The 25,995-nt window shown below is 65.2% G+C and carries 30 protein-coding genes, 1 tRNA gene and 1 pseudogene; 18 read left to right on the forward strand and 14 right to left on the reverse strand.

The genetic code is table 11. The features are described from left to right. Window positions 1-117: 117 nt before the first annotated feature. The 4 genes and pseudogenes from QE381_RS15850 to QE381_RS15865 form a co-directional block, all read right to left on the reverse strand. On the reverse strand, window positions 118-384 hold the full coding sequence (locus QE381_RS15850) for a TOBE domain-containing protein (RefSeq protein ID WP_307219709.1): 267 nt from the start codon (window positions 382-384) through the stop codon (window positions 118-120). Window positions 385-670: 286 nt separating this feature from the next. Next, window positions 671-1,093 (reverse strand): annotated as a pseudogene (locus tag QE381_RS17975) (ABC transporter ATP-binding protein); the annotation flags it as partial. After that, window positions 1,090-2,583, reverse strand: coding sequence for an iron ABC transporter permease (locus QE381_RS15860; protein ID WP_307219712.1), 1,494 nt, complete (start codon window positions 2,581-2,583; stop codon window positions 1,090-1,092). The pseudogene QE381_RS17975 and the gene QE381_RS15860, both read right to left, overlap by 4 nt. A 59-nt stretch (window positions 2,584-2,642) precedes the next feature. Next, on the reverse strand, window positions 2,643-3,686 hold the full coding sequence (locus QE381_RS15865; RefSeq protein ID WP_307219715.1) for an iron ABC transporter substrate-binding protein: 1,044 nt from the start codon (window positions 3,684-3,686) through the stop codon (window positions 2,643-2,645). Between the two features lie 91 nt (window positions 3,687-3,777). Between QE381_RS15865 and QE381_RS15870 the strand changes: the two genes are divergently transcribed. The 5 genes from QE381_RS15870 (at window position 3,778) to QE381_RS15885 (ending at window position 7,377) form a co-directional block, all read left to right on the forward strand. Next, window positions 3,778-4,413 carry a response regulator gene (locus tag QE381_RS15870; protein ID WP_307219717.1) on the forward strand — a complete coding sequence of 212 codons (636 nt, stop codon included), beginning with the start codon at window positions 3,778-3,780 and terminating at the stop codon, window positions 4,411-4,413. After that, entirely contained in the window at window positions 4,410-5,711 is a 1,302-nt protein-coding gene (locus QE381_RS15875) for a sensor histidine kinase (protein WP_307219718.1), read from the forward strand. Before QE381_RS15870 ends, QE381_RS15875 begins: the two co-directional genes overlap by 4 nt. Window positions 5,712-5,964: 253 nt before the next feature. After that, complete coding sequence (locus tag QE381_RS17980) at window positions 5,965-6,213, forward strand: DNA/RNA non-specific endonuclease (protein ID WP_373426998.1); 249 nt, start codon at window positions 5,965-5,967, stop codon at window positions 6,211-6,213. Between the two features lie 13 nt (window positions 6,214-6,226). Next, window positions 6,227-6,664: a hypothetical protein gene (locus tag QE381_RS15880; RefSeq protein ID WP_307219720.1), complete on the forward strand. Its 438-nt coding sequence runs from the start codon at window positions 6,227-6,229 to the stop codon at window positions 6,662-6,664. A 389-nt stretch (window positions 6,665-7,053) separates the two neighbouring features. Beyond that, entirely contained in the window at window positions 7,054-7,377 is a 324-nt protein-coding gene (locus QE381_RS15885; protein WP_307219722.1) for a hypothetical protein, read from the forward strand. 428 nt (window positions 7,378-7,805) lie between these two features. Here QE381_RS15885 and QE381_RS15890 read toward each other — a convergent pair whose 3' ends face one another. The 3 genes from QE381_RS15890 to QE381_RS15900 all read right to left on the reverse strand — a co-directional run bounded on the left by QE381_RS15890 (window position 7,806) and on the right by QE381_RS15900 (window position 10,128). Continuing rightward, window positions 7,806-8,150 carry a hypothetical protein gene (locus QE381_RS15890; protein ID WP_307219724.1) on the reverse strand — a complete coding sequence of 115 codons (345 nt, stop codon included), beginning with the start codon at window positions 8,148-8,150 and terminating at the stop codon, window positions 7,806-7,808. 282 nt (window positions 8,151-8,432) lie between these two features. Beyond that, window positions 8,433-9,143, reverse strand: a complete 711-nt coding sequence (locus QE381_RS15895) for a hypothetical protein (protein ID WP_307219726.1) — start codon at window positions 9,141-9,143, stop codon at window positions 8,433-8,435. A 10-nt stretch (window positions 9,144-9,153) separates the two neighbouring features. Continuing rightward, window positions 9,154-10,128, reverse strand: a complete 975-nt coding sequence (locus tag QE381_RS15900) for a hypothetical protein (RefSeq protein ID WP_307219728.1) — start codon at window positions 10,126-10,128, stop codon at window positions 9,154-9,156. Window positions 10,129-10,249: 121 nt separating this feature from the next. On the opposite strand from QE381_RS15900, the gene QE381_RS15905 reads away from it, so the two are divergent. Beyond that, a complete protein-coding gene (locus QE381_RS15905; RefSeq protein ID WP_307219730.1) occupies window positions 10,250-10,549 on the forward strand; it encodes a helix-turn-helix domain-containing protein in 300 nt (99 codons plus the stop codon). Here QE381_RS15905 and QE381_RS15910 read toward each other — a convergent pair. Continuing rightward, on the reverse strand, window positions 10,546-10,878 hold the full coding sequence (locus QE381_RS15910) for a hypothetical protein (protein ID WP_307219731.1): 333 nt from the start codon (window positions 10,876-10,878) through the stop codon (window positions 10,546-10,548). The genes QE381_RS15905 and QE381_RS15910 overlap by 4 nt on opposite strands. A 326-nt stretch (window positions 10,879-11,204) precedes the next feature. Between QE381_RS15910 and QE381_RS15915 the strand changes: the two genes are divergently transcribed. The 7 genes from QE381_RS15915 to QE381_RS15945 all read left to right on the forward strand — a co-directional run bounded on the left by QE381_RS15915 (window position 11,205) and on the right by QE381_RS15945 (window position 16,087). After that, window positions 11,205-11,423 (forward strand): Lsr2 family protein, encoded by a 219-nt coding sequence (locus QE381_RS15915; protein WP_307219733.1) that lies wholly within the window; start codon window positions 11,205-11,207, stop codon window positions 11,421-11,423. 162 nt (window positions 11,424-11,585) lie between these two features. Continuing rightward, a complete protein-coding gene (locus QE381_RS15920) occupies window positions 11,586-12,308 on the forward strand; it encodes a hypothetical protein (protein WP_307219735.1) in 723 nt (240 codons plus the stop codon). A gap of 193 nt (window positions 12,309-12,501) precedes the next feature. Further along, a complete protein-coding gene (locus QE381_RS15925; protein ID WP_307219737.1) occupies window positions 12,502-12,897 on the forward strand; it encodes a hypothetical protein in 396 nt (131 codons plus the stop codon). Next, complete coding sequence (locus QE381_RS15930) at window positions 12,894-13,214, forward strand: type VII secretion target (protein ID WP_307219739.1); 321 nt, start codon at window positions 12,894-12,896, stop codon at window positions 13,212-13,214. Before QE381_RS15925 ends, QE381_RS15930 begins: the two co-directional genes overlap by 4 nt. Then, entirely contained in the window at window positions 13,214-14,551 is a 1,338-nt protein-coding gene (locus QE381_RS15935; protein ID WP_307219741.1) for a DNA/RNA non-specific endonuclease, read from the forward strand. Before QE381_RS15930 ends, QE381_RS15935 begins: the two co-directional genes overlap by 1 nt. Before the next feature lie 14 nt (window positions 14,552-14,565). Continuing rightward, window positions 14,566-15,003 (forward strand): hypothetical protein, encoded by a 438-nt coding sequence (locus tag QE381_RS15940; RefSeq protein ID WP_307219743.1) that lies wholly within the window; start codon window positions 14,566-14,568, stop codon window positions 15,001-15,003. Window positions 15,004-15,019: 16 nt separating this feature from the next. Next, window positions 15,020-16,087 (forward strand): helix-turn-helix domain-containing protein, encoded by a 1,068-nt coding sequence (locus tag QE381_RS15945; protein ID WP_307219744.1) that lies wholly within the window; start codon window positions 15,020-15,022, stop codon window positions 16,085-16,087. Between the two features lie 109 nt (window positions 16,088-16,196). On the opposite strand, the gene QE381_RS15950 is transcribed toward QE381_RS15945, so the two are convergent. From QE381_RS15950 to QE381_RS17985, 3 genes are all read right to left on the reverse strand, one after another. Continuing rightward, the gene (locus QE381_RS15950) at window positions 16,197-16,733 is read right to left on the reverse strand and encodes a MarR family winged helix-turn-helix transcriptional regulator (protein WP_307219746.1); all 537 of its coding nucleotides are present in this window, start codon (window positions 16,731-16,733) and stop codon (window positions 16,197-16,199) included. A 72-nt stretch (window positions 16,734-16,805) separates the two neighbouring features. Then, window positions 16,806-18,989 carry an MMPL family transporter gene (locus QE381_RS15955; protein WP_307219748.1) on the reverse strand — a complete coding sequence of 728 codons (2,184 nt, stop codon included), beginning with the start codon at window positions 18,987-18,989 and terminating at the stop codon, window positions 16,806-16,808. A gap of 42 nt (window positions 18,990-19,031) precedes the next feature. Continuing rightward, complete coding sequence (locus QE381_RS17985; protein WP_373426959.1) at window positions 19,032-19,583, reverse strand: MarR family winged helix-turn-helix transcriptional regulator; 552 nt, start codon at window positions 19,581-19,583, stop codon at window positions 19,032-19,034. Between the two features lie 75 nt (window positions 19,584-19,658). Between QE381_RS17985 and ribB the strand changes: the two genes are divergently transcribed. From ribB to QE381_RS15975, 4 genes are read left to right on the forward strand one after another with little or no spacing between them, the layout of a single operon-like run. Continuing rightward, a complete protein-coding gene (ribB, locus tag QE381_RS15960; RefSeq protein WP_307219750.1) occupies window positions 19,659-20,318 on the forward strand; it encodes a 3,4-dihydroxy-2-butanone-4-phosphate synthase in 660 nt (219 codons plus the stop codon). After that, a complete protein-coding gene (locus tag QE381_RS15965) occupies window positions 20,315-21,547 on the forward strand; it encodes a lysophospholipid acyltransferase family protein (protein WP_307219752.1) in 1,233 nt (410 codons plus the stop codon). The genes ribB and QE381_RS15965 overlap by 4 nt, the downstream gene beginning before the upstream one ends. Further along, the gene (locus tag QE381_RS15970; protein WP_307219754.1) at window positions 21,544-22,137 is read left to right on the forward strand and encodes a hypothetical protein; all 594 of its coding nucleotides are present in this window, start codon (window positions 21,544-21,546) and stop codon (window positions 22,135-22,137) included. The genes QE381_RS15965 and QE381_RS15970 overlap by 4 nt, the downstream gene beginning before the upstream one ends. Next, window positions 22,134-22,592, forward strand: coding sequence for an SRPBCC family protein (locus tag QE381_RS15975; RefSeq protein ID WP_307219755.1), 459 nt, complete (start codon window positions 22,134-22,136; stop codon window positions 22,590-22,592). Before QE381_RS15970 ends, QE381_RS15975 begins: the two co-directional genes overlap by 4 nt. 162 nt (window positions 22,593-22,754) lie before the next feature. On the opposite strand, the gene QE381_RS15980 is transcribed toward QE381_RS15975, so the two are convergent. Then, window positions 22,755-22,827, reverse strand: a tRNA-Lys gene (locus QE381_RS15980). Between the two features lie 112 nt (window positions 22,828-22,939). Between QE381_RS15980 and QE381_RS15985 the strand changes: the two genes are divergently transcribed. Then, window positions 22,940-23,578, forward strand: a complete 639-nt coding sequence (locus tag QE381_RS15985) for a DNA-directed RNA polymerase subunit beta (RefSeq protein WP_307219757.1) — start codon at window positions 22,940-22,942, stop codon at window positions 23,576-23,578. Between the two features lie 4 nt (window positions 23,579-23,582). On the opposite strand, the gene QE381_RS15990 is transcribed toward QE381_RS15985, so the two are convergent. Further along, window positions 23,583-25,181: a molybdopterin-dependent oxidoreductase gene (locus QE381_RS15990; RefSeq protein ID WP_307219759.1), complete on the reverse strand. Its 1,599-nt coding sequence runs from the start codon at window positions 25,179-25,181 to the stop codon at window positions 23,583-23,585. Window positions 25,182-25,285: 104 nt separating this feature from the next. Then, on the reverse strand, window positions 25,286-25,948 hold the full coding sequence (locus QE381_RS15995) for a fasciclin domain-containing protein (protein ID WP_307219761.1): 663 nt from the start codon (window positions 25,946-25,948) through the stop codon (window positions 25,286-25,288). Window positions 25,949-25,995 lie beyond the last annotated feature (47 nt).

Below are 25,995 nucleotides of genomic sequence, written 5' to 3' on the forward strand. Positions count from 1 at the left end.
AAGACGTCTGCGCGAACCGGATCGTGGGCTGTTCACTCTCGGATCGGATGACCGCGAAGCCTGCTGTCGACGCGCTCCGCAGCTCAAGACGCTCGCGGTCGCGACGTCGGCGGCGGGTCAGAGCCTGCTCACGGTCACAGCAGGAAGGATACGGCCCCGCACCGCCACCCCCACGCGCTGCCCCACCACGGGGTGTTCCGCGTACCCGGACACCTCGACAGCCGCCGTCTCGCCATCGTCGAACGCCACGCCGATCACCGCGCGGGAGCCTTCGTCGAGCGCGGCGGTGACACGCGCCCGCACGCCGCCCGTCGTGGTGAGCACCAGTTGCTCGGGGCGCACCCCCACTCCGCGGCCGCCGCCCAGCGCTGCGGGAAGCGGCACGACATCCCCCGCCAACGCGGCGACCGCCGGCGTCGCCGGTGAGCGGTAGATCGCCGCGGGAGTATCGACCTGGGCCAGCAGCCCCCTCGAGGAAGACCGCCACCCGGTCGCCGGAGGCGAACGCTTCGGCGCGGTCGTGCGTGATCAGAAGCGCTGCCACGCCCGCCTCGCGAAGCAGCGCCAGCACGCCGTCGCGGACACCGGAGCGAAGTCCCGCATCCAGTGCGTTGAACGGCTCGTCGAGCAGCACCACCGTCGGCTCCGGGGCGAGCGCACGCGCTACCGCCACGCGCTGACGCTGACCACCCGACAGTTCGTGCGGCATCCGGTGGGCAAGGTCGTCGAGGTGCACCAAGGCGAGCAAGCGCCGGACATCCGGGTGCTCCGCCGCCCGGCGGGCGCGCACGCCGCGCAAGCCATAGGCGATGTTGGCCGCGACGCTCAGCCCGGGGAACAACGCGCCCTCCTGGGCGACGAGACCGATGCGGCGACGGTGCGCGGGCACGTGGGTGAGGTCGCGACCACCCGACAGGACACGACCGGAGGTCAGCGGGTGCAGCCCCGCGATCATGCGCAACAGCGTGGTCTTGCCGCTCCCCGACGGCCCCAGCACCGAGACGATCTCGCCACGATCGACAGCTAGGTCGACGCCGCGCACCACCGAGGCCGCACCGTATCCCCCCGAGACGTCGCGCAGGTGGAGGGTCATCGCGGGTCCTTCCCGATCGAACGGATGCCGTGAGCCACAGCGAGAGCGGGGATCAGCCCCACGGCGATGAGCAGCAGCGCCGGCAGCGCTGCGGCCCCGTAGGCCCCGACGCTCGTCGCGCGCCACAGCTCGGTGGCGAGCGTGTCGACGCCGATGGGGCGCAGCAGCAGTGTGGCCGGCAACTCCTTCATCACCGCCGCGAGCACGAGCACCCCGCCGGCGAGGATTCCCGGTGCTGCCAGCGGGAGTGTGATCCGCCGCCAGACGCGAGCGGGGGCGTCGCCCAGGCTGCCTGCGGCCTCTTCGAGTCCTCTCGGAGTCCCGGCGAATGCGGCGCGCTCCGAGCCGACCGCTTTGGGCAGGAAGAGCACGACGTAGGCGGCGATCAGCGCGAGGGGACCTTGGTAGGCCCCGGGTGCGACCGCCAGCGTGAGCGACACGAGGGCGAGCGCCACCACCAATCCTGGAAGGGCATGGCCCACGTAGGTGACCGCCTCGAGCGCGGTCACGAACCGCGAACGATGGCGCGCCGCGAGCCATGCGACCGGCAGCGCGGCGGCCACCGCGATCCCCGCGGCGACGAGCCCGAATGCGAGCGTCGTCGCGGCGGCAACGGCGAGGTCGACAGGCTCGGCGACATAGCGTTGCGTCGCAGGAAGGCGGGCGATCAGCGCGGTCGGCGGAACCACGACCGCGGCCACACCGACAGCCGCGAGCAGCAGCATCGCGCCCGCCGACCCGCCGCGACCGAGTCGGCGCGCGGCGACGGGCACCGCGCGCGCGTCGGTTCGCGCGGAGGAACGCCGACGCAGCACGCCCTCGACGAACACGCAGCCCAGGGCGAGAACGGCGAGCACCAGCGCCATCGCCGCCGACAGCGACCGGTCGAAGCCGCCGGTGAACTGCGCGTAGATGCCGGTCGTGAGCGTGTCCACCCGCAGCAGAGCCGGTGCACCGAAGTCCGACAGCGAATAGAGGGCGACCAGGAGAGTGCCGGCAAGAGCCGCCGGCAGCACCTGGGGCAGGGTCGTCGTGCAGAAGGCGCGCAGCGGCGGGGTGCCGAGCGACACCGCGGCATCCGTCACCGCCCTGTCGGCACGGGCGAAGGCCGCCATCGCGGGCACGGTGACGTACGGCGCGGTCGATAGCACGAGCACGGCCACGAGCGGCCCCGCACCCGACAGGCCCGGGAACACTCCCATCCAGCCGAAGGCGGCGACGAAGCTCGGCACTGCCAGCGGAAGGCACGCGAGGATGCGCCAGAACGCGGCACCGGGCAGCGCGATGCCGGTCAGCAGCCAGGCTGTTCCCACCCCCAGCACGAGGGCTCCCGCGCTCGTCGCCGTCGTCACCCCGACGGTGGTCGCGAGCAGTTCGAGCGTGCGCGGGCGGATCAGCACGCTCGCCAACCGTTCCGGATCGGCAGCCACCACCCGCAGCACGAGGTGAACGAGAGGTGCGGCCGCGGCCGCACCCACGACGGCCGCCACGCACACCAGCACCGGGGTGCCCGAGTGGGCACCCCGGTGCTGGTGTGTCGAGACCCGGGTCAGAGCAGACCCGCCTGGGTGAGCAGGGCGACGGTGTCCTGCACCGACGACAGCTGCGCGAGGTCGATGTCGGCACCGCCGAGTTCGTTCAGCGGGGGCACTCCGGTGGGACACGCCACGCCCTCGACGAGCGGGTACTCCGCGGTCTGTTCCGAGAAGTACGTCTGCGCGGGCTTCGACACGAGGAACGCCACGAACTCGCGGGCCTCGGGCGAGTCCGCACTCGATGCGAGCACGGCCGCGCCGGTGACGTTCACCAATGACGAGACCGAGCCCGGCTCACCGAACTTCAGCTGGGCGCGCAGCGTCGTCGGGTCCTGCTCGGATCGCGCCCAGTAGTAGTGGTTGATGAGGCCGAGGGGCACGACACCCGTGTTCACGGCCTCGAGGATCTCGCCGTTCTTGGCGTAGGTCTGCACGTTGTTCGCGACCATCCCTTCGACCCACTGACGGGCTCGGTCTTCGCCCTCAGCCACGCGCAAGGCGGTGACGAAAGCCTGGAACGACGCGTTCGAGGGGGCGATGGCGACCTTGCCGTTCCATTCCGGCTTGGTCAGCTCCCACACATCGGCGGGGATCTGGGCGGCCGTGTAGGCCTGGCTGTCGTAGGCGATCACCCGTGCGCGACCGGTGAGGCCGACCCACGATCCATCCTTCGAGGTGTATTGCTCGGGGACGACCGCCGTGACCTCTGTGGGGAGGGAGGCGAGCAGGCCTTCGGCCGCGAGCACGCCGAGGGAGCCGGAATCCTGGGAGAGGAAGACCTGGGCGGGGGTGCGATCGCCCTCTTCGAGCAGCTGTGCGGCCAGTTCGGTGGAGCCGGCGTACCGCACCTCGACGTCGATGCCGGAGGCCGTCTCGAACTGCTCGATGAGCGGCGCGATGAGTTCTTCGTCTCGACCCGAGTAGAGCGTGAGGGTGCGTTCCTCATCGGCACCGGTTTCGGCGGGGGCGGAGGTGGGGGCGCCGGAGCACGACGATAGAGCGAGGGCTCCGGCGAGGGCGAGTGCGAGCGCGCTCGCGGTGGATCGGAAGCGGGGCATGGGGACTCCTGAGTGGGACGGTGCGGGACGTCGCGACTCACTGAGGCTAGCCTTACCTTTATTGGCTTCCGCCCCCTAAAATGAGGGGGTCATGACCGTGCCCGCCGCCCCCGATCATGCGTGCCGCGTGCTCGTCGTCGACGACCATCGCGTCTTCAGCGATCTCCTCGCCTTCACGTTGGATGCCACGGCCGACACGGTCTGCGTCGGCACCGCCGCCAGCCTCGACGAAGGACTGCGCAAGGCCGACGCGCTCGCGCCCGACGTGATCGTGCTCGATGTGAGCATCGGCGACGACGACGGCCTGACCGTTTTGCCGATCCTCCACCGTCGGCTGCCCCGGGCGCGGATCATCGTGCTCACCGCGCACCCGCGCGCCGCCGGCGCCGAGCGGGCGCTCGCGGCGGGCGCGGCGGGCTATCTCGCGAAGGACACCCGGCTCGGCGACCTGATCGCCGCCATCCGCACCGCCACCCCGCACCGTCCGACGCTCGCGCAGGGTCTCACGCGCACCCCCCTCGACGACCTCACCCCGCGCGAGCGAGACGTTCTGACGTTGCTGTGCAACGGCTCACGCCCGGCCGATATCGCCCGCGCGCTGGGATTGTCGACTCACACCGTACGCGACCACGTCAAGACCCTGCGGGCGGTGCTGCGCGCCGGCTCCCAGCTCGAGGTGGTCGCCCGGGCGCGTGCTCTGGGCATGGACGACGGAGGTCGCCGATGAGCCGACGCCCGCCCACCGCGGCCACCCTCATCCGTCGGCACCTGCTCGCGGCCACCATCGTCACGGTCGGCTTGCTCGCCGCGCTCGTCGGACTCGAGTGGGCGCTCGCCACCGCTGAGGCCGACCGGGTCACCCGCGCAGCCGCCACGCGGGTCGCCGAGCGAGTGTCGTCGACCCTGTCAGTGGCCGACCTCACCGGTGGCACTCTCGACGCCGCTACGCTCGACGCGCAGGTGCAGGGATTCTTCGACGCGGGCGCCGTCGCACGGATCAAAGTATGGAGCGTCGACGGCAACACCGTGCGCGTCGTGTATTCCGACGAGCGGCGACTCATCGGCGACGAGCGGCCCTACTCCGCAGGCCTGGCCGACCGCCTCGGGCGCGAGGGTGTGGTCGTCCTCGACGTCCCGTCCAATGTCGAGCACCGCTTCGAGGGCAGAGACAGCCGTGAGCTGCGCGAGGCCTTCATCGCCTTCACAGACGCCACCGGCACACCTCTGCGCCTCGAGGTCTACGTACCGGTCTTCCGCGACGCGTGGGTGGCCTCGACGCTGGCGGTGTACGTCCCCGTGCTCGTCGCGGGCATCGCGGCACTGACGGCGCTGCTCGTGCCGATGTCGATCCGCCTCGCGCGCCGGCTCGCCGAGGCCGACAGCGACCGCCGGGCCGCGATCGACTACGGGCTGCGCTCGCGGGAGCGCGAACGGCTGCGATTGGCCCGCCGTCTGCACGATGACGTTCTGCAGAATCTGGCGGGATCCGCCCTCGCGCTCGAGGTCCTGGCGTCTGCGCCCGATCCCTCGCGGCTGCGCGCGATCTCGGCCACGCTCTCCGACGACGCCCGAGCACTGCGCGATCTGCTCGACGATGACGCCCCCGTCGCCGCGCTCCCGCTGCGCGAAGCTCTCGACGATGTGGTCGCGGCCGCCCGCGCCGCGGGATGGCACGTGCGCGTCGACGTCGCCCCCGAGATCGACGGCGACGCCGCCCCGGATGCCGAGACCTCCCGGCTGCTCACCGAGGCGACCCGTGAGCTCGTGCGAAACGCCCGCGCGCACGCGCACGCCGAGCACATCGAGGTGCGGGTCGGGCGCCCCGACGACGAGTACGAGCTCACAGTCACCGACGACGGCCGGGGATTTCCCGCCGGACGCACGCCGTCGTCAGGACACGGCCTGCGCCTGCTGCGCAGCGCGTTCGTTGAAACCGGTGGCGACCTCCACGTCTCGTCCGGCGGTGCGGGCACGACGATCCGCGCCCATGTTCCGGTGCGTGACGCGCCGGTCCCCGGGCGCTGACCGCGATCTCACTCTCGCCCCCACGCTCATGCGGCGGGGTCAGGCCGGACGAGCCCTTGTCCGGTATCTCCGGCGCGTACCCGCTGCTTTCCAGGGCTGACATCGACCAACTACCGATTGTGCGTGACGGCTCCCACCTCAATCCCCACGGAAGCCTGAGACCCAACACCTGGTACCAGGCCGGCGAACACGACTACATCTACCACACCGACGAAAACGGCCACATCGACCGGTTCCACGCCGAAGAACTCGAATTGAAACTCCACGAGGGTCGCGAGCGTCACGACCCGAACTCGACAACATCGTCAGCCAACTCTCCGGCATCAACCTCGGCCAGTATAAGAAGTTGGAGAATCAGTGGGCGAGTGCGTTGAAAACCGATCCTCCGGGTCATGTGACTGTGGATATAAAGATCACCACCGATGCCACCGGCAGGCCGACAAAGTTCGAGATTGAATCGGTGATTAACGGCGAGGTGGAACCATATGATTTCGTACAGTAAAATATGAGGAGCCATGAATAACGAAGCAGCCATACTTCAGGACCTCTTCAGCAATTGGATCAGTCTTGTGCTTGAGTACTCTCAGGGCGCCCCCGACCTCCGCGCTGTATACCTTTACGCTTCATCAGAGCAGGGCACGCGTTACGTCAACGTCTGCTTCGATCAGGGCGGAACCGTCGTGAGGCCACGCAGCATTCAGGGCATCGATACGGACTTGAGTCGGGTATCCCAAATGATGAGTCTGTTTTTTGATGATCTCGCCGCTGCGGAGAAATCTCTATCTAACGTGAATTCCCCTGCACCCACTGAGTACCGCGTGTACTATGAGCCGAGCACGCGAAAGCTTGATGTGCAGTTGTCGCGTGAGTTGATTTACACGAACCATTCAACAAAAGTCCCCTCGGAGGGCATCCAAGACTGGCTTGGAGACAGGGCACCTAAGCTCTTGTGACACCGTCCGCCGCTCTGCGGAGGTGTCATGGCGCCTATCCGTGCAGCAGGTCGTGTCAGTCAGGTGGCGATCTGTGGGCGCAGAGTGGTGCCCGCGTACAGAGATGAAGAGAATGGGGCCGGCTCGGAGAGGTGCTAGAAGTATGCGGCCGCTACATCAACTTCACGGTAAAAACCGTCTGATTCCGCCGGTGCGCGTACTTTCCAAACTGGCTCCGATCAATACAGATCAAAGACCTCTGGCGAGCCGCCAGTGAAGTTTAAAGTCGTGCCCTGATCAGTGCCATTGATGATTGACCGAATATCAGTCGCATACCGCATCTTCCACCGCTGACGAGTTTCTCCGAGGCGGCTTCGATGCACTGAATGACTGCAACTGGGAGTGAACCGATGGATTCGACAGTCGACCGGTACGACGGGAAGCCGATGCTGCGGTTCCTGGATGCGTACGTCCTCGACGCGCTAGGCGCACTCGATGACACGACGTCTAGACGCAATGTGGAGATGGCTCCGAAACTCGCCGCGGCTCTCCACGTCGACGCGACCACTTGGCAAGAAGCGGTGGAGAAAGCGATGGAGATGCCTCCCGATTCTGCTGATGCGCTTCGGAGCATGTGGGAGCACCATGTCTACGAGACGATCGCGGCGGGGAGCGCTCCTGATGTGCTGGCATGGACTCATGCCCTCGTCGATAGCAGATTCCAGCAAGGCTGACAGTTTCAGCCTGTCCGACGGATATGTCGTGGAGCGCGCAGGAGTCTCGCTGTAGGTTTATCAGCACTCCTCTGCCGGGGGTCTGGATGCCGAACGGTTTCCCTCGCGTACTACCGACCCTGCGGCGCTGGTTCTCATCACGGTCATCGGTCGTCGAGCACATCCACCGGCGGCCTGCTGGTAATCCTCCAGCGTCTCGAATGTCGCGGCTGTCGGTTCCTTCGTGTTGTCTGGCGGGATGATGATGCCCTGCACCATGAGGGTGTCTCCTTTGTGCGTGCGACCGGGAACCGGGATGGTTCTCGTGGAATCGCAGAGCACAAACGAGCAGCAGTCATCAGGCGGGGGCGAAGGATGAGGCGGGGCAGCCGGCGAGCAAGCGTCCGGATGGGACATCGCTCGAGCCGGCCGCCTGTGGGGTGAATCCGTCAGCTTCCCTGGGGCTTCGACGTTCGCGGGGTCTTCGGCGCCGGTGTGGCGTTGATGATGGCGGTGATCGCGTCGCGTTTGCCTGCGGCTTCGCGTTCGATCTCCTCGCGAGCAGTCTGGGCGAGGCGTTGGAGAGCTGGGTCGGCTTTGGCTACCTCGATCCATGCGTCGATGGCGAGGCTGACTTCGTCGGTGACGTTGCGGTCGCGTAGCTGGGCGATGATGTCCAGTTGGGTGCGGGTGGACTCGTTGAGTCTGACCGCGAGGGGTTTGCTCGGGCCGTAGCCGAGTCCGTTCGCGGACGCAGCGGTGGCGGGCGGGGTTTTGACGTTGGACTCGCTCATATGGGGCGGGTCACCTCCTTGACGGGTGCGGCCGAGAACTCGAGAAGGGTTCTCTACGAGACCGCAGACCGACAACGAGCGCGCGCGGGCTACACCCCCAGTGAACGACGGCGGCGACGAACCAGCAACCGTCCGATCGGCGCACGCCTCGGTAGCTGCCCCTCCTTGGCCCCGGAAGACGAAGCCGATCTTCGCTTGGCCTTCCAACACTGAACGAGCTGTGCGCCTGTAAAGGCCTCTCCAGGCCGGCGCCGTGTTCCGCACCCGGAGAGTTGCAGCGATCTACTTCATGGACGCATCGACGAGCACCAGATTGCCGTCTTCGACTGTGGTTGTGTAGGCGAAGGTGACCTCGCCCATGCCGGTCGCTTCGGGGTTCGCGCTGAACTGGTTCTGTGTGACCACGATCACACGTGCATCTGGTGTGTAGGACGCACCTTCGGCGGCGGAGACGAACTCGTACTGCGCGACGTAGCTCTCCTTGCGCGGTATGCACCACGATATGTTGTCGGCGTTGAGCTTCGTCATGCCGCTCATCCATCGACTCGCCGCGGTGCTGTTCTTCCAGTTCTTGCCGAAGATCGGCTCAACGAAGACCTTGGCGTTCTCCTGAGCTATGCCCGTGTAGGCGGCGTCGGGACCGAGTGCCGTGAACTGATTCACGAACACGTAAAAGATGTCGTCAGCCTTGTCGCAGCTGGCCTTCATCCACGTGTTCTCCATCTTGACGATCCATCTCCCGAACTCTTCCGGGGAAGCGCCGGCCTTTAGCGTGAGACTGTCTGGTGGGGATTGGACGGCGAAGTACTTGTAGGCATCCTCTGCGGTGGCGAACATCGGCACGTCGGGGGCGGGTTCTTCTTCCACGGCTGCCGTTTGCGTGGGATTGTTCCTATCGAGCCACCCGTTCAGAGCCGTGCAGCCACTCAGCGTGACAACTCCCACGACGAGCAACGCCGCGACCGTGAGCCGCCAACGGCGAGGCCTCGTCACATCGGGCTCGTTAGGCACGGCGCCGACGTGCAGCCATCACCGTCACTGCGATACCCGTGAGCAACAGCGCTCCTCCTCCGATACCGACGCCGACCGATGCTGCCGGGTCGAGTCCGGTGGCTGCGAGGGTGTCGGTGACTGTGAGGTTGAGCGTGAGTGATCCGCTGGTGGTGCCGCGTACTTCGATCTGGTGGCTGCCAAGAGCGGTTCCGGTGGGGATGGTGACCACTTGGGTGAAGGTGCCGTCGGCGTTGGCGGTGAGGGTGGTGAGTTTCACGGGGGTGGAGTGCAGCCAGAGTTCGAGGGGTTCGTTGGCGGTGAACCCGCTGCCGGTGACCGTGAGCTGGCCGCCTTGCAGGGCCGTGTGAGTGGACAGGGATGCGGTGGGTGCGGTTGCCGTGGGCCCGGAAGGAGCGAGGGCAGGGGAATCCGTCGCTATCAGCGTCGGGGCCGGCTCGGGCGTCGCAGTCTCCGTGGGCGTGGGCGACGGTTCGGGGCTAGAGGTGTCCGTGGGGCTGGGCGACGGTGACGGAGTCGTGCAGTGGATGTCGAGAGTGGCGATGGTGCCGTCCGTGGAGGTCAGGATGAATCCACCGTTCGGGTCGTACATGCTGTACCCGGTGGAGAGCTCAGCGGACGATCCAGCGGGCACAGTGAATACGCGCGGCGGGTACGGGTAACTTGCCGTCAGCGAGCCCGACCACAGCTTGAGGGTGACATCCTGCGCCGACGTTCCATTGTTCGCGACCGTGGCAGTGACAGTCCCGCCGATCTCGCCAGTCTCAAGCTGACATTGGTAGGTGGTGTCGATCGTGGCACTCAGGCCACCAAGAGAACCAGATCCCGACGCGGTCGACGACGAGCCGGTCGCATCAGCTTGCGCAGCAAGGGCACCACCCAGGAGGCCGACGGCGGTGAGAGTCAGTAGAGCGGCAAGTCGGGCGCTCGTGCGTGTGCGGCGGCGCGTGGGAGCGGTGCGGGTCATGGCGTGGTCCCCCTGGAGGCGAGTCGGGTGTGGTGCAGAGCCGGCGTTCCCCGCCCGAGGTTCGGGGTGGACAGGGTACGCCCGGACTTTACCAATTTATATTGGTTCTCACCAACTCTTCTTGGTCTCGGGCTGTAACGATGAGTTCCGCCCCACGACAACGCCCGCATGGGCGGAGTTCTCCTGGGCACTGGGACTGCAGCTGCGCCGGGCGCGGGACGCGAAGAACCTCACGCAAGAAGCGATGGCGGAGCGTGCGGGGATCTCGCTCTACGCCTATCAGCAGTACGAACGCGGAGCTGTCACCAAGAACGGTGCCGCGACCAATCCGCGCCTGGCGACTATCCTCGCGATCTGCCAAGCCCTCGACACACCCATCGAGGAGCTCCTGCCGCCCGTCCCGCCGCTGACGACCAACTAGGACTGGTCAACGCTGCGCAGCAGTCCGCCGAGGACGGCGTGAAGTCGGCGGGCGCTGTCGAGGGTGAGTGCCAGGAATCGGTGTGCTTCCTCGAGCGGCCCGATATAGACGTAGGTGGCTTGCGTGTCTTGCTCGACCGCGACCACATACTCCGTCAGGGTCAGAGGCGCCGGGACGACCCCGCCAAGGGCCATGCGATGACGCTCCACCACGGGGACAACCTCGCCTTCGCTGCGGTGCCAGCGCACGGGAGGCGGTTCCTGGTCGTCGTCGTGCCCTGCACACCACAACGGGCAGGAGGAGAAGCGTTCAAGCGTTGGCGCGGTCACGGGGACACCTTCCAAGAAGCGGCAGACGGGCAGGCAGAAGCAGCACGTCACTCCTAGCGGATGACGCGCACGAGAGTCGAGACAATTGGTGACACGGAGTTCGCTGGGCCGGAGATGACAATGGCCCTAGCGACGCCGAGGTATGCGTCGGCGTCGAGATATGCCGCAGTCCGTGCACCATAAAGTCGTAGGGGGTTATGCGTCATTTCGTCGATTTTGTCAAGAGCACTCCTGCGGCATCGTGAATCACGCAAGGCGATCGCTACAGCCTCTTCTTGCAGGCACATGTTTGCATGCTCGACTCATCTCTATAAGGAGTTGCTCTCATGGCGCGGAAAGTCATTGTCAAGCTGGTCGACGATCTCGATGGCACCCCGATCGAAGACGGCACCGGCAGCACCGTGACCTTCGCGTACGGCAAGAAGTCCTACGAGATCGACCTCTCCGACACCAACGCCGCCAAGCTCGAAGACGCTCTCGCCCCCTTCATTGCCGCCGCGCGCCCGCCAGCATCATCGAGGTATACGACGCCGCGAGCTAAGTAAAGGCGCCGCGGTTGTCCGCTCTGCCGTTGTTGTCCTCGATGTCGTGGTTGTGTGGCTTCGCTGATAGCGAGGACGATCTGACTCCGCCTCTGATCTCGACATAGGGCGTGTAGCTGTTGCTTCGGTGAGGTTGCGTGTGTGAGATTGAGGGAGGAGGTGGCGATGCGACGGGGAGTGTTGAAGCGTATCTGCGGGGTCGTGGCCGTGACCTCGGTAGCTGTTCTTTCGATTCTGCTGCCGGCGGCTGCTGCATCTGCCGCCGGCGAGGGTGCCGTGCCGCCTGATGTTCAGCGGGCGTTTTCTTGCGATGCGTCCGCGACTGATTCAGCCAGTGAGCTGTGCGCGGGCGTCGGACATTTCGGTGATCCGCGACCGGTGTACCGGATGAACCAGGCGTACATCGACGGCGCCAGTGACGACCCGGTGGGTGAGATTGACTCGTGGATCGCGGTCGCTTACGACAGTGACGGCAAAGCGTTCGGGACATCTTCGGCGTTTTCTCCCGACGGCGCTTGGAAGCGGTATGGAATCGACACGCGTGCGTCTTTCACCGACGCGATCGTGAGCCATGCGGGCGACTCCTTCGTCGAGCTACGTATCACCGGGCGCCAGTTCTACGCGGTTGGCGAGGGGACTATCGTCGGACTCAACGAGCCTGCCGCGGAGATCGCGCCTGAGCCTCGCTCCATTACCGAGGCGCAGCCGGACATCGCTGCTGCGTGGGCTCTATCGGCAACCTCCTTCACTCAGAACCAGCTGCCTGAAAGCACTGGGGCGGGCCCCGTTATCGCTGTCACCGTATTCGGCGCACTGGTCGTCGGTGCTTTCATTTTCTTCGTGCTTCGCGAACCACGACCACGACCCCGACCATCTGCGACCCCATGATCTATCTCAGGGGCCGCGCGCTTTAACCCCGCGCCCGATCGTCTCCGTCGACATCCCGTTCTCCACATGTCACGCGATGACGAGCTGTGGGGTAAGTGTCGGGACGATCACGGGGGTCACGATCTGCTCATGACTTGCGTTGTGCATGATCTGCGGGCGTAGTCTTCAGCCGTGCGAGGGGAGGGGGCGTCGGGTGTTCGGGGATGCTGATGCAGCGATCGCGCGGATAGAAGAGGATGTTCGGCGTGCGCAGCGGCGGGCGGAACGGTATCCGGCGTTTCAAGCCGCGGTTGATGGGGTGCGGGCCCGTGCGGTGTCGCGGCGTCGTGATGTCGCTGTGGAAGTCGACGCTGGCGGGATCGTGCGGGTATTGGAGGTCACGGATGCCGCGGCGGAACGTGGTGGCCGGTATGTGACCCAGGAAGTGATGGCCCTGATCGGGGCTGCGAGTCGCGATGCGCGGGCGAAGACGCTCGCGATCACGGCGGAGATCCTGGGCGAGGATGACCCGATCGTGAAAGTCGTGGCCGCGGACTTGGAAGCGCAGGAGACGGGGTCTCATGCCTGGCGCACCGGGGGGAGGGCGTGAGCGCGGGTGAGATCCGGATCGACCCGGACGTGCTGCTCCAGCACGCCTCGAAAGTCGACCAGCTTGCCTCGGACGCGGCAGAAGCAGTCGCGGCGATCCAGTCCGTCAATCTCAGCGGCGGGGCGTTCGGGCCGATGTGTATGTGGATGATCCCGCCCGTCGCTGTCGTCTCGGCGGTGGCTGCGGCGGGTATCTCCGCCGAGCAGGGACTGATCACGCGGACAGCGACCGAGGCGCGGGGCGTGGTGCGCGACTTCGACGCCTACGAGCAGTCGGTGCGCGGCACCATCCAGGGCCTGGACAAGGCCCTTGGTTGATGAGTAACCCGCTGATCGCCATCCCGGAGCCATACGAGCCTTCGTCCGGCATTTCCGGCGCGTACCTGCTGGAGGATGGGTACAGTCTGGCGGTTGCCATCACACGGGGCGATTGGGTCGAGGGTGGGCTTTCTGGCTTTTCTTACACGATCGACGCGGCCGGATGGCTGCTTGATCCGCTGGGCACATTGATTGCCAACGGTCTGGGTTGGCTGATCGAGCATCTCGAGCCGCTCCGCGGGTGGATGCAGGATCTCACCGGCAACGCGAACGAGGTGCAGGCGTTCGCCCAAACCTGGTCGAACGCCGCCGAACGACTCGATCAGGTCGGCACGACCCTGAACCAACGGATCAGCGACCTGGACGGTATGAGCGGCGAGACCGTGGACGCCTACCGGGCCCACCTCCACGACCTTGCCCAGAACATCTCCGCCACCGGACAGTGGGCAAGCGCTGTCAGCTCGGGACTGCAGCTCGCGTCGACCCTCGTGCAAGCGGTGTACGGGATGGTGCGCGACGCGCTCTCCCAGATCGTCGGCACCGCCCTCAGTGCCGCGTTCGTCACTGGCGTCACCGCAGGACTCGGCGCACCAGAAGCTGCCGCAGAAATCGGCGCCCGCGTCTCGATGATCACGATGCGCGTGGGCGTGTTCGTTATGAGGCTTCTCCGCTCGCTCCGTGAAGCAGTGCCGCTGATCCGCCGACTCGCTGAAGTCATCGAGAAGATCACGACCAGACTCCACGGCAGGCTTCCCGGCACGACACCACTCGCACCCAAAACGGCACCAGACGCGCCGTTACCGGCGGTCCCTAGGCTCCGCGGCGGCACAGTAAAGGACGGCTGGCGGCCGCTTTCCAGGGCTGACATCGACCAACTACCGATTGTGCGTGACGGCTCCCACCTCAATCCAGACGGAAGCCTGAGACCCAACACCTGGTACCAGGCCGGCGAACACGACTACATCTACCACACCGACGAAAACGGTCACATCGACCGGTTCTACGCCGAAGAACTCGGCATGAAAACACACGAAGGCCGACTTCCACACGACCGAGACAGCCCCGGCAAACTCCCCGGAGACCACGCCGGCCACCTCGCCGGCGACTTCTTCGGCGGCTCACCTAAACTGGACAACATCGTCAGCCAATTCTCCGACATCAACCTCAGTCAGTATAAGAAGTTGGAGAATCAGTGGGCGAGTGCGTTGAAAACCGATCCTCCGGGTCATGTGACTGTGGATATAAAGATCACCACCGATGCGACCGGCAGACCCACGAAGTTCGAAGTCGAGTCGACGGTTAACGGGCGAGCCGTAGACGCCGAGTTCAATCAATAGAATAATGGATTCACATGACAAACGAAGCTCAAATTCTTCAGGACCTCTTCTCAAAGTGGGTTTCAATCGGCCTTGAGTACGCAGGCGCCGCGCCCGATGTGCGAGCCCTCTACATCTACGCATCCTGCGAGGGCGGTGCAATCTTCGCGAATGTGTACTACGACCAGGGCGGCACCGTCATCTTCCCCGATGACCTCAAAGGAGGCGAGGCATCTACAGCTCGCGTGCGAGCGATGCAGCGCTTCCTGAGAGAGGACCTCTCGGCTGCGAACAAGGAGTTTGACGGCGCAGGAATTCCACGACCGACAGAATACAAAGTCTACTACGAACCAAGTACTCGAAAACTTGACGTGCAGTTGTCGCGTGAACTTATCTACGAGAATCACCCTACGAAGATCCCGGAACGGGGAATCGAGGACTGGCTGGGCGACAGGGCTCCCAAGTTGTTCTGACACCGTCCGCCGTTCTGTGACCGCTCGGCTGGAGAAGACAGAACAGAAGTTCGCGGCGGTGATGGACTATCTCGACGCGGCACTGTCGCTTCTCGCGCGGCCGGGGGAGTCGTACGCGAACGCGACTGGCGAGCAACGTCGCGCACTCGACCAGGCGGTCTTCTCGTGTATCTACGTGTACGCCGATGAGGCGACCGAGGTGGAGCTCAACGAGCCATTCGACATGCTGATGACCGCAGGCGAGCTGTTCGAGGACCCAACGAACCCCCCCCTGGGGACATGGGCGGCGAGGTATCGGGTAGCGACTGCTCTTGCGAAGATCGCCTCGGGCGACGTTTCGATTACGACAAGTCTGGTGGGGCTCGTTCGGTGGTACTCGAATAAATCGGGAGGGGCTTCGCACCTCCGTAAGTTGGCGGCCGCGGGACATGGCCGACGTCCGGATGCGCGACGAACAATGCCTCGGAAGGCACGACAGCTGACTGATGACGAGAAGATGGCGTTCGCTGAGGGCTACGAACGGGGTGAGCCGATCGCCGACCTCGCCACGAAGCTGGGTGTTCATCGAACGACGCTCGACAATCTCATCAAGCGTCTCGAGCTATCGCGCACAGATCCCGACGCCGTCCCTCCGGCGGTCACGGATGCGGTCGTTGAGTCGTATCGAGCAGGGGAGACGCTTGCGGTCATTGGCAGCCGGCATGGCTTCAGCCCGAACAAGGTGCAGCGGTTGCTGGTCGCGGTGGGGGAGGAGCCGATCAGGTCTCGTGGCCCGCAAGGTTCACGGCTGACGAGTGCGCAGGTACGGGACCTCGTGGATCGGTACGAGCGCGGGTCCCCGATGGTAAGCATCGCGGAGGAATTCGGCGTGAGCTATGCCTGCGTGCGCAAGCAACTCCAGGCTGCTGATCGCTTCCCCCGGCGTTCTTCACGTTCTCGCGGGAGCGGGTGCCAATCACTACACCGTCCGGTGCCACGCTCTTCGCGATCACTTCAGGCGTGGGCGGGCTCATCTGCTTCGTGGTTGACGTTGTCCTGGTTCTGCGGTTTTGAGGGCTGGGTGACCGGAGAGCGATGTCGCTAGACGACGAGAATGTGATCGTGAAGGGGATCGGGGCAAACTCGCTCACGGAGGGACTTGCCGACGCTCGGTGATCGCCCTGGCGCAGCGCGTAGACGATATTCCAACGCGGCTACTGTCTCAGGTCGCTCGCGAGCGTGCGCCTCGAGGCGAATCTGCGCTCGAGGATGTCGTGGCTGTTCGTAGTCGAAAGAACTGCACGCATCGAGGAGACCAGTCCGGCAAGCTGGTCATCCGTGAGCCGTTCGAGCGCGCCAGCGTTGATCCCCCGGTCAAGATCTAGTAGCGACGGCACGAGCGCTTTGCCGGACGAAGTTAAAGACAAGGACACGGCTCTCCGGTCGCGCTCGTCGGGAATGCGGGTCACGAGTTCCCGTTTGACGAGAGTCTCGACGATGCGGCTGGGCCCACCCACTTCACAGATGATCAGATCTCCGAGTTCCTTGAGTGTGATCGGGCCGAACTCGTGGAGCACAAGGATGATCTCTGCTTGCGAGGCTGTAAGGCCCAAGGGTGCGAGCAGTTGGTTCAGCTGTCGATTTCCCTCTCGCTGGACAGCGAGGACGAGGTACCGTAGCTCGGACGGTGCGAGCATCGTCGGTTCTCGCGGTTCACTACTCGTCACGGCTGACACCTCAATCGTCGACACGTCATACATGTTGCAGCACCATCTTATTGCGTCCACGATGCGGTGGCTGCGGCGATCGCCGCGGTCTTAGCGTCATACGCCCGCCGGTTCCCTGGCGGTTGTTGTGCCGCTGTTGCGCGCGTTGTTGAGACGCGCTCGCCGTCCAAACGCCCCCGGCCCGATGAGGGACAGCAAGGCCGGCATTACAAGCATGCGCACCACGAGCGCGTCGAGAATGACGGCAAGGGCGAGGCCGATACCAATTTCGCGGACAATACTGATTTGCCCCGTCATGAAGGCTAGGAAGACCGCGATCATGACGACTGCCGCGCTGTTGACCATGGACCTGGTTTGCCGCATGCCCGTCAGAACGGCCTGCTCGAACGGTTTGCCGTTTTGGAACGCCTCGATCATGCGGGCGATGATGATCACCATGTAGTCCATGCTGAGACCGAACATCACAGCGAAGAGTAAGACGGGGGTGACGGAGTTGAGTGGCTGATGGTTAGTCAAGGCTTGGATCAACGTGAGCAGACCGAGGCTAGCGCCGACCACGAGTGCATTGAAGAGCAGCGCCAGGGTCGGCAATACAAACGAGCGGAAGGCGAACGCGAGCAAGATGAAGGTGAGGGTGAACACGATCAAAGCGATTGGAGGAATTGCGTCGATGATGGTGTTGTCGAAGTCAACGCCTTGGGCCGTCGCGCCGGCAACTCCGACCGTAACTCCGGCGCCGACGACGGTGGGCAAGGCGTTTCGAAGGTCTGTAACGAGGGTATGGGTCTGGACCGAGTCCGGGCCTTGTGAGGTTTCTACGAGGATCCGCGTCACGATCCGTCCGTCATTGTCAGCCCACAGTTTGCTGAGCTCGCTCGGGCGGGTGGTGGCGTCGAGCGCGGCGGTGAGCTGATCACGATTGAGGCCGACGTCGAGCACGGAAGTCAAACTGGCGACCCCCGTCTGAATCTCTATATGGTGAGCGGTTGCACTCACGGCATCGAGAGCTTGCGCAACGGAAACGTCCGGGCCGAACTCCAAGACGACCTGGAGGGGGAAAAGCTGATCTGCGCCGATCTTTTGGTTGATAACCTCAAGCCCTTGGCGGGCCGTGTCATTAGCAGGCAGTACTGTCGCGCTTGCAACAGGAGACTGAAGACTGAGACCGAGGACAGGGGTTGCAGCTAGGACCATCGCGAGTACGGCTGAGACGCCGGCGATCTTGAAGCGGGTTCCGACGCGCGCCGGCGCAGGGTCACGTGGACGGGCGAGCGCGCGTCCAGGTATCTGCCATTTGTCGATGTTCCGTCCAAGGAGCAGAAGTGCTGCGGGGAGTACGATCATCGTCACGGCTAGCGCGGCTAGAGTCACGATGATCCCTCCAAGCGCGATGCTTGTGAACGCCATCACGTTCGGGATGAGGAGCGACGCGAGGGCGAGAACAACGGCAATCCCGCTGAATAAGACAGAGTGCCCGGCGGTCGACATCGCCGTGCGGACAGCGAGATTGGTGTCGGCCCCGGTTGCGAGTTCTTCCCGGAACCTCTTGATGATGAACAGCGAGTAGTCGACGGCGAGGGCCAACCCGATCATGGACACGATGTTCGAGTACAGGTTCGATAGATCCGTGATGCGCGTTAGCAGGTAGCCGATGCCACTTCCTACTGCGAGAGCCGAGCCAGCCATGAGTAGCGGGAGGATGGTCGCCACCACCGAGCGGAATACGACCAGCAGGATGATGAGCAGCAAAGGGAAGACGATCAGTTCCGCGCGCGTCGCATCTTCTTTGGAATGAACGTTCAACTGATAATCAAGAGCGGGTTGACCGGTCACGTAGGCGGAAGCGTCGTTTCCGACTGCATCGGAGATTCTGTCCTGCAAACGGGGCGTGAGATTTTGTGCAGCCGTGTTCGAGCCATCGAATCCCGCAACTATTAGCGCTGCCTTCTGGTCGTCGGAGAGCCAGGCGGGCCTCGTTTCTGGAGTGATTACACTTGCAGCTCCTTCATCCTTTAGCACCTGAGCTGCCGCCTGAATTTCCTGGTCGGTGACGCGACTTTCGGACGTGATCGCGATTGCGAACTGGTTGGGCTCGTCGCCGAACTGCTCTTGAATCTTGGCCTGCGTGACGAGGGCCTCGGCGCGAGGGTTCGTGAATCCGCCGCCCGATAGCGCGCCGTCCAGCTGTATCGCCAGCGGCGCAGCCGCGATCAGCACCGCCAGCCAGAGGCCAAGCGTCAGGCGGGGCTTGCGTGTGACGGCAGAGATGAGTGCGTTCATGGGAAATCTCCGTATGTGTTGTATCAATAGATGATACAACATCTATCTGTGAGGGTAAAGGCGAGATGTGGATTGATGGCCGTGGTCCCCAAGGGCTGACAGTCGCTGGATCGCGGTCAAAGTGTGGAGGCGCGCGCTTTCATCGAGTCTGTCAGCGATGAGGCTGTCGATCGACGCGAAGGCAGCGAGTGCGCGGTCCGCTAACGCATAACCGTCTGGTGTGAGGTGCAACACGACCTTCCGACGGTCGGCTGGGGTGCGCCGACGCCGAATGGCGCCACGCTTCACGAGCTGGTCGACCGCTCGACTGGGAGGGTCGACGTTGCAGACGAGGCCTTCGCCCAGCTCGCGGAGCGTTGCCGGTGCCCCGTCGGCCATTTGCGCCAGGATCTCTCCCTGCAGTGGGGTTAAGCCGAAGGGCCGGAGTGCAGCGGCGAGGCGGCGGCTGCCATCGCGTTGCAGGGCAAGGATCGCTCGCCGAAGCTCACCAATCTCCCAACCGCCGCCCTCGGTGGGGGGTGACAGGTTTGATCGATTTTGATTTTTCGCCACCTGGGCCTCCACTTCGATGTGTTGACAGACTGACACGTCCACCTCTAAATTGCTAACACATCATTAGATGCTTCGACATCTACTGTCGCAGCATCCTTGCACGAGGGGGGCGCAACTATGACCGTGAACACGGCGACGGAACTCATCGAGGACATCGGCCCGGGGCTGGATTCTCCGGCAGCGGCAATCGCAGCGATCGCGCGCGGCGAGATGGTGGTCGTCGTAGACGACGAAGATCGCGAGAACGAGGGCGACCTCATCATGGCAGCGGAGCACGTGACTGCCTCGGCGATCAACTACATGATCACGAAGGGTAAGGGCCTCGTCTGCCTCGCGCTCACGGCCCCTCGAGCTCTCGAACTCGAGCTTCCACCCATGGTCTCGCGCAACGAAGATCACATGGGGACCGCGTTCACTGTGAGCATCGACGCGGATCCGTCGCACGGAGTGCACACGGGAATCTCGGCCGCCGAGCGCGCGAAGACCATCAAGCTCGCTCTCACTGGCGAGCCACAGGACTTTCGCAGGCCTGGGCACGTCTTTCCCCTGATTGCGCGCCCGGGTGGGGTCCTTGAGCGTCGCGGACATACGGAAGCCGCGGTCGACCTCGCCCGCTTGGCTGGTTGTGCTGCTGCTGGCGTCATCGTCGAGATCATCGGCGAGGACGGCGAGATGTTGCGTCTCGAATCGCTGAAGCAGTTTGCTCACGAGCAGGGTCTGCTGATCACCAGTATCGATCTTCTGCAGCGATACCGGGCCAAGGTTGAGCAGCTATGAATCTCGGGGCTTTCGTGCGCGCCGTCAGTGCGCCGTACGTTCGATATTTGGTGCGAAAGCACGTGGCTAGCATCAGCGGCCTCGACAACCTGCCGCCAACCGGATCGTTCATTCTCGTACCGAACCATACGAGCTACTTCGATCATTTTGCCGTGGAGATCATCCTAGAAGCGCTGCGCGGAACACCAACATGGTTCCTCACCAAGCGGGAGAGTTTCGCGCGGCCGCTACCCAGAGCGTGGGCGCGGGCCTGGTACGGAATACCTGTAGACCGAGACGCCCCGACCCCGGATACCCTTCGCGAAGTGCGTCGAGTGTTGATGAGCGGGGACGCGCTCTGCGTCTATCCGGAAGGTACCCGCGGCGACGGAACAAGTCTCCTGCCTTTTAAGTCCGGTGCATTTCGATTCGCGATCGCGAACGACGTGGTTGTGATTCCGCTCGGCCTTGCAGGCACAGAGACCGTCCTCGCGCGCGGCGACCGGTGGTTCCGCGGCCGAGGCCGACTGGACATGGCCTTTGGGCCGGCCTTGCGAGCCCCCGCACAGGGGAGTGCGCAGATGAAGGCGGCGGCCCTGTCGGCTGATGCTCGAGTCGCGATTAATGAGTTGAAGAGCAAAGCCTCACAACAGCGCCGCGCCGCGGGTGATCTTGCTCGGAACACCGTCCGCGAGCTCGACCGGCTGATCACTAACGCACTTAGCGAGGGAGGGGCGCTTCGCGGAGAAGATCTTCGGCAGCTGAGACGCATCGCTCGATACCTCGGAGCCACCATCCCGAAGACACCTGCCTTCGAGACGCAGCTCCTTCGGCTAGACGGGCTTGCGGCGGGGCAGGGGTCGAAGGCGCTCTTCCCACTGAAAGCCTTGACGATCCGGGTGCGCGCCGAACGGATCCTGCGACAATCGCCCAACGAATCTGTCGCTCATTACATCTTGGGGCGCTGGCACCTTTCAGTGCCCCGCGCGCTCGGTAGCAAAGTGGAAAGGTCAATCTTCCATTTTGAAGCAGCCACCGCCTCGGCTAATCGCGGCGATACGCGCGCCCTATCCGGCCTCGCTGACGCCTACCTCGCAGCCAACGATCCAACAAGTGCCGTCGCGTCCCTCAGGCGAGTCCTGGCTGAGACCGACCAAGCCGCGCCTCGCGCCGAATACCGGCGTGTTCGCACCATGGAGAGAATCGCGTCTCTGACGAACCAAATGTCCAAAACAGAGGACGAACGATGAATGTTCACGCTGCGCAGACGGTCCGTCCCGCTACCGCACCGCCGATCCTCTGGGGTGAGCACGGCGCCGTCATTTTTGACGATCTGAGTCGCATCGTATGGACACGTCTCAGCTCCGCTCAGTGGCAGCTTCTCGACATTTGGCCCACACCCCCTCAGCGTGCTGAGGTACTGAAGCGTGCTCGAGACGGTGCCACGGTGGTCGTCCTTGTGAAGGGTCGCCCCGAATCTGAGTCGGCCTTCCTTGATGAGATCCCGAGGCATCTGGCGATTCGCGCCTCGGATATCGGTGAAGGACTCGTGGAGATCACCGTCAGGCCGGGTGATTGGCTGCCGAGAACCGTTCGTTCGCGCCTCGACGGATTCATCCAGGCCGAAAACGCACGACGACAGCACGCGCCGCAGCTCCTACGAGCACCAGCATCGATCTTCCACGATCGCAGAACCAACCTGTTCTTTCTGTATGTCTGCAGCGCGTTCACCCGAGACGCACTCGCTCCCCAACTCGAAGAGCTTGTCGCGTCGCTGGTTTCGCAGAAGTCCGCTCGCACGCGAAAGGCTACGCTCCGGCCCGAAGGATCGATGAAATGAAAGTCCTGAGATACGTCGCAGAGGTAACTGTCGCGGCTCCGGTAGGCCGGGTGATGCGAGCCGTTACTGACATCGCGAGCATCCATGAATGGAATCCCGCTCTGTCGGCTCTTCACGCGACGGACCCGGTCGCGGTCACCGGCAAGCCATACGGAACACGCATCCGTGGGCTTGTGCCCGCCTCCGTCACCTATCAGACCGTCACTGACACCGTAGCCACCTATGAAATGAGCGCGCTGGGGAACTTCGAACGTGGGATCTGGCAAGTTACCGAGGTCGCGCACGGAGTGAGCGCGGTCAGCCATCGCTTCGAGCACCAGGGGCCAATCCTGCGGCTCATGCATGACGCGTTCACGCCGGTAGCGATGTGGCGATTGGAGCGGCTCCGGGCTCTACTTGTGCACCAGGCAAAGACGCTGGAGGTAATTCCGCCGGCGAGCCATTCTTTCGAGTAGAGGAGTATCACAGGGCGTGATCTTTGATGGCAAATCTCGCGGCGGCGGTTGCTCCGCCTCCGCATCAAGGCATCCGCCTAGGCCTCTCGGGCATCCGAACTGCGAATCGGTCTCTTGGCGCCTCACTACGCGAGACGTCACGCCCGGGGGGGTGACGGTGGGTGGGCCCCGAGGGGCTCGAACCCTCGACCCGCGGATTAAAAGTCCGATGCTCTACCGACTGAGCTAGAGGCCCCAGGTGACCAAGCCTATCGCCGTCGCAGCGTGCGCCGAGCGCACGTCCCCGCGCCGAGCGCGCATCTGCGCATCGAGACCGCCGGGGACGAGGCGCGGGTACCCTCGATACGATGACCGACGACTCGAGGCCTTTCCATAAGCCGATACGTCGGCCGGCCGAACTGTTCGACCGGCTGTTCGCGGCCTCCGACCCCGCTGAGGTGTCCCGTGTCGCCCACTCGACCGCGGCGGCGCTGCTGTCGCGGGTGCGGCAGGACCCGGATGCGTCCGTCGTCGACCGGCTCGTGGCGTTCACCGACGACCACGGCATCGACGACATCGCCGAGCTCTGGTCGCGATCCCCGGCGCGCTCACTGCCAGGTGCGCTGTGGCGGCTCTACCTGCTGCAGCTCATGATCCACGACGACGCAGCGTCGGCGGCGCTCCTGTTCGAGCGCGGTCGCGCCGAGCTCGGTTCCGTCGACGAGGTCGTGGCGGGTGCGCCTGCTCCTGCCGGACCCGACGAGCTCGTCGCCCTCATCGACATGATCCTGCGCGGCGCGTTCGACGGCGACTTCGCGATCGCGCTCGAGCGCGCGGCGGCGTTCTGCCGCATCCAGGCCGCCGGCGCCACGCACGTGGCCGACGACTACGAGCCCACCGAGCCGGAGCGCGCCTCGGGACTCACGACCCGCGCGCTGCGTCTCGCCCGCTACGCCGAGGATCTCACCGCCGCCGCGGCGCTCTGGCGCCGAGACTCGCTGAGCTGAGACCTCAGGACACCGACACGAGCGTGCGCTGCCACCCCGACGACCCGTCGGGTGCGATCGGCGCCGCCTGCTCGATCTGCAGGTTTCCGGCCTTGTCCACAGCCCGCACTGCGATGTAGTGTGTGCCCGCCGTCGCCTCCCACGGCATCATCCACTGCACCCACGTGTCGTCGTTGATGGGATTCGACAGCGTCGCCTGCTGCCACGGCCCGTTGTCGACGCTCACCTCGACCCTCGCGATCCCGACCGTCTGCGCCCAGGCGACGCCGGCGATCGGCACGGTCCCCGCACTCACCTGCGTGCCGAGCTTGGGCGTGTCCACCCGCGACGAGAACTTGATCGGGGCCTTCGCGCTGTATCCCCGCGGGGTCCAGTACGCCTCGTCCTTCGCGTACGTTGTGACGCTCAGCCGGTTCAGCCACTTGGTCGCCGAGACGTAGCCGTACAGACCCGGCACGACCATCCGCACCGGGAACCCGTGCTCGAGCGGAAGCGGTTCGCCGTTCATGCCGACCGCGAGGATCGCGTCGAGGTCCGCGTCGGTGAGCGAGGCCAGCGGCGTGCTCGCGGTGAACCCGTCGACGCTGTGCGAGAGCACCATGTCGGCCCCCGCCTGCGGCTTGGCCCGCGCGAGGATGTCGCGCACCGGCACGCCGAGCCAGATCGCGTTGCCCACGAGGTCCCCTCCCACCTCGTTCGAGACGCAGGTGAGTGTGATGCCGTATTCGTCGACCCCCATCGCCAGGAGGTCGTCGAAACTCAGATCGAACGGCTCGTCGACCATCCCGTCGACCGAGAGCCGCCACGACGACGGGTCCACCTGCGGAACCGTGAGCGCCGTGTCGACGCGGTAGAAGTCGGTGTTCGGGGTGATCAGGGGAGTCAGACCCGGGATGTCGAGCTCGGCGCCCGCCGGGATCGTCACCGTGCGCTGCGGTGCCGGCAGCCGCAACGCGCGCCGGATGCCGTCGATCGACGCGGTCGTCGCGGTCCAGATCCGGGAACCGGCACCGATCACGACGGCCGACGCCCCGGCGATGAGCGCGAAGCGGAAGAAGGCGCGGCGGTCGACGCCCTGGCCTCTTGCCGACACCGCGTCCGCGGCGGCTGCCGCCTCCTCTGCGGAGCCCGTGGCGGGCGCCGAGCGCACCGCATCCGTCCACCGCCGCAGCCGGGCCACCAGCAGGACGAGCACGGCGACACCCGCGACGGTGCCGACGACCGGAGGCACGAGGGCGAGCAGGCTCGCGCCGGCGCGCGTCGCGACGGCGGCGGTTCCCGCGGTGCCGCCCGTCGCCAGGAGCACGGCGCCCCACGGTGTCCGCCAGGCCTGCAGGAGCCCCGCGACCGCGGCCGCGACGGCGACCGCGATGCCGAGCCCGATGAGCAGCGCAGGCTTGTCGAAGCTGCCGAAGGTCGAGATCGCGAACTCCTTCAGCGGCCTCGGCACGATGTCGATCACGAACGATCCCACCGCGAGAAGCGGGCTCGCCTGAGGCGCCACGAACGCCGCGATCAGCTCGCTCGCCGCCAGCAGCACAGCCGCCGCGACGATCCCCGACAGCGCCGCCCACGCCCGATGCGCGAATCGTCTTCCGCCCATCTCACCCTCTCCTCGTCCTCGGCTCCTCGCCGATCCCTCGACCTGTCGACGACGCGGCCGCCGGTGGGTCGGAACCGAACCGGCGGCCGCGTGGTGTCCGTGCGTCACATAGCGGGGGGCATGAGGACCGTGTCGATCAGGTACACGGTCGCGTTCGCGGTCTTGACGCCACCGCAGATGACGGTGGCCTGACCGTTGACCTTGATGTTGTCGCCGCTGCCGGAGACGGTCACATCCTGGCCCTCGACGGTCTTGTGCGTGCCGTCGATCTTGTCGGGGCTGATCTGGCCGGGGATCACGTGGTAGGTCAGGATCTTCGTGAGCGTGGCCGAGTCGGTCTTGAGCGAGTCGATCGTGGCCGAGTCGATCTTCGCGAAGGCCTCGTCGACGGGAGCGAACACGGTGAACTGGCTGCCGTTGATCGTGTCGACCAGGTTCACGTCCGGGTTGAGCTTGCCGCTGATGGCCGAGACGAGCGTCGTCAGGAGCGGGTTGTTGGATGCGGCCGTCGCGAGCGGTGCCGTCGACATCCCCTCGACCGAGCCGGCGCCGCTCGGAACGGCCTTGGCGTATGCGGCGCAGCCCGAGCCCACCAGGTCCGCCGCCGCGTCGCTGGCCATCGGCGACTGTGTGGCCATCGGTGCGGAGCTCTGCGACGACATCGGCGTCGAGGTCGATCCGCTGGAACCGCTACATGCAGTGAGTGCGAACGCTCCTGCCAGGGCAAGGGTGAGACCCGCGGCAAGCTTCGTCTTCGTGCTGAGCATGACTACCTCCGGTGTGAGTGTTTGTCGGCCGCTCGGTGCGGCCTTCA

The sequence above is a fragment of the Microbacterium sp. SORGH_AS_0888 genome (assembly GCF_030818905.1).
GTDB lineage: Bacteria > Actinomycetota > Actinomycetes > Actinomycetales > Microbacteriaceae > Microbacterium.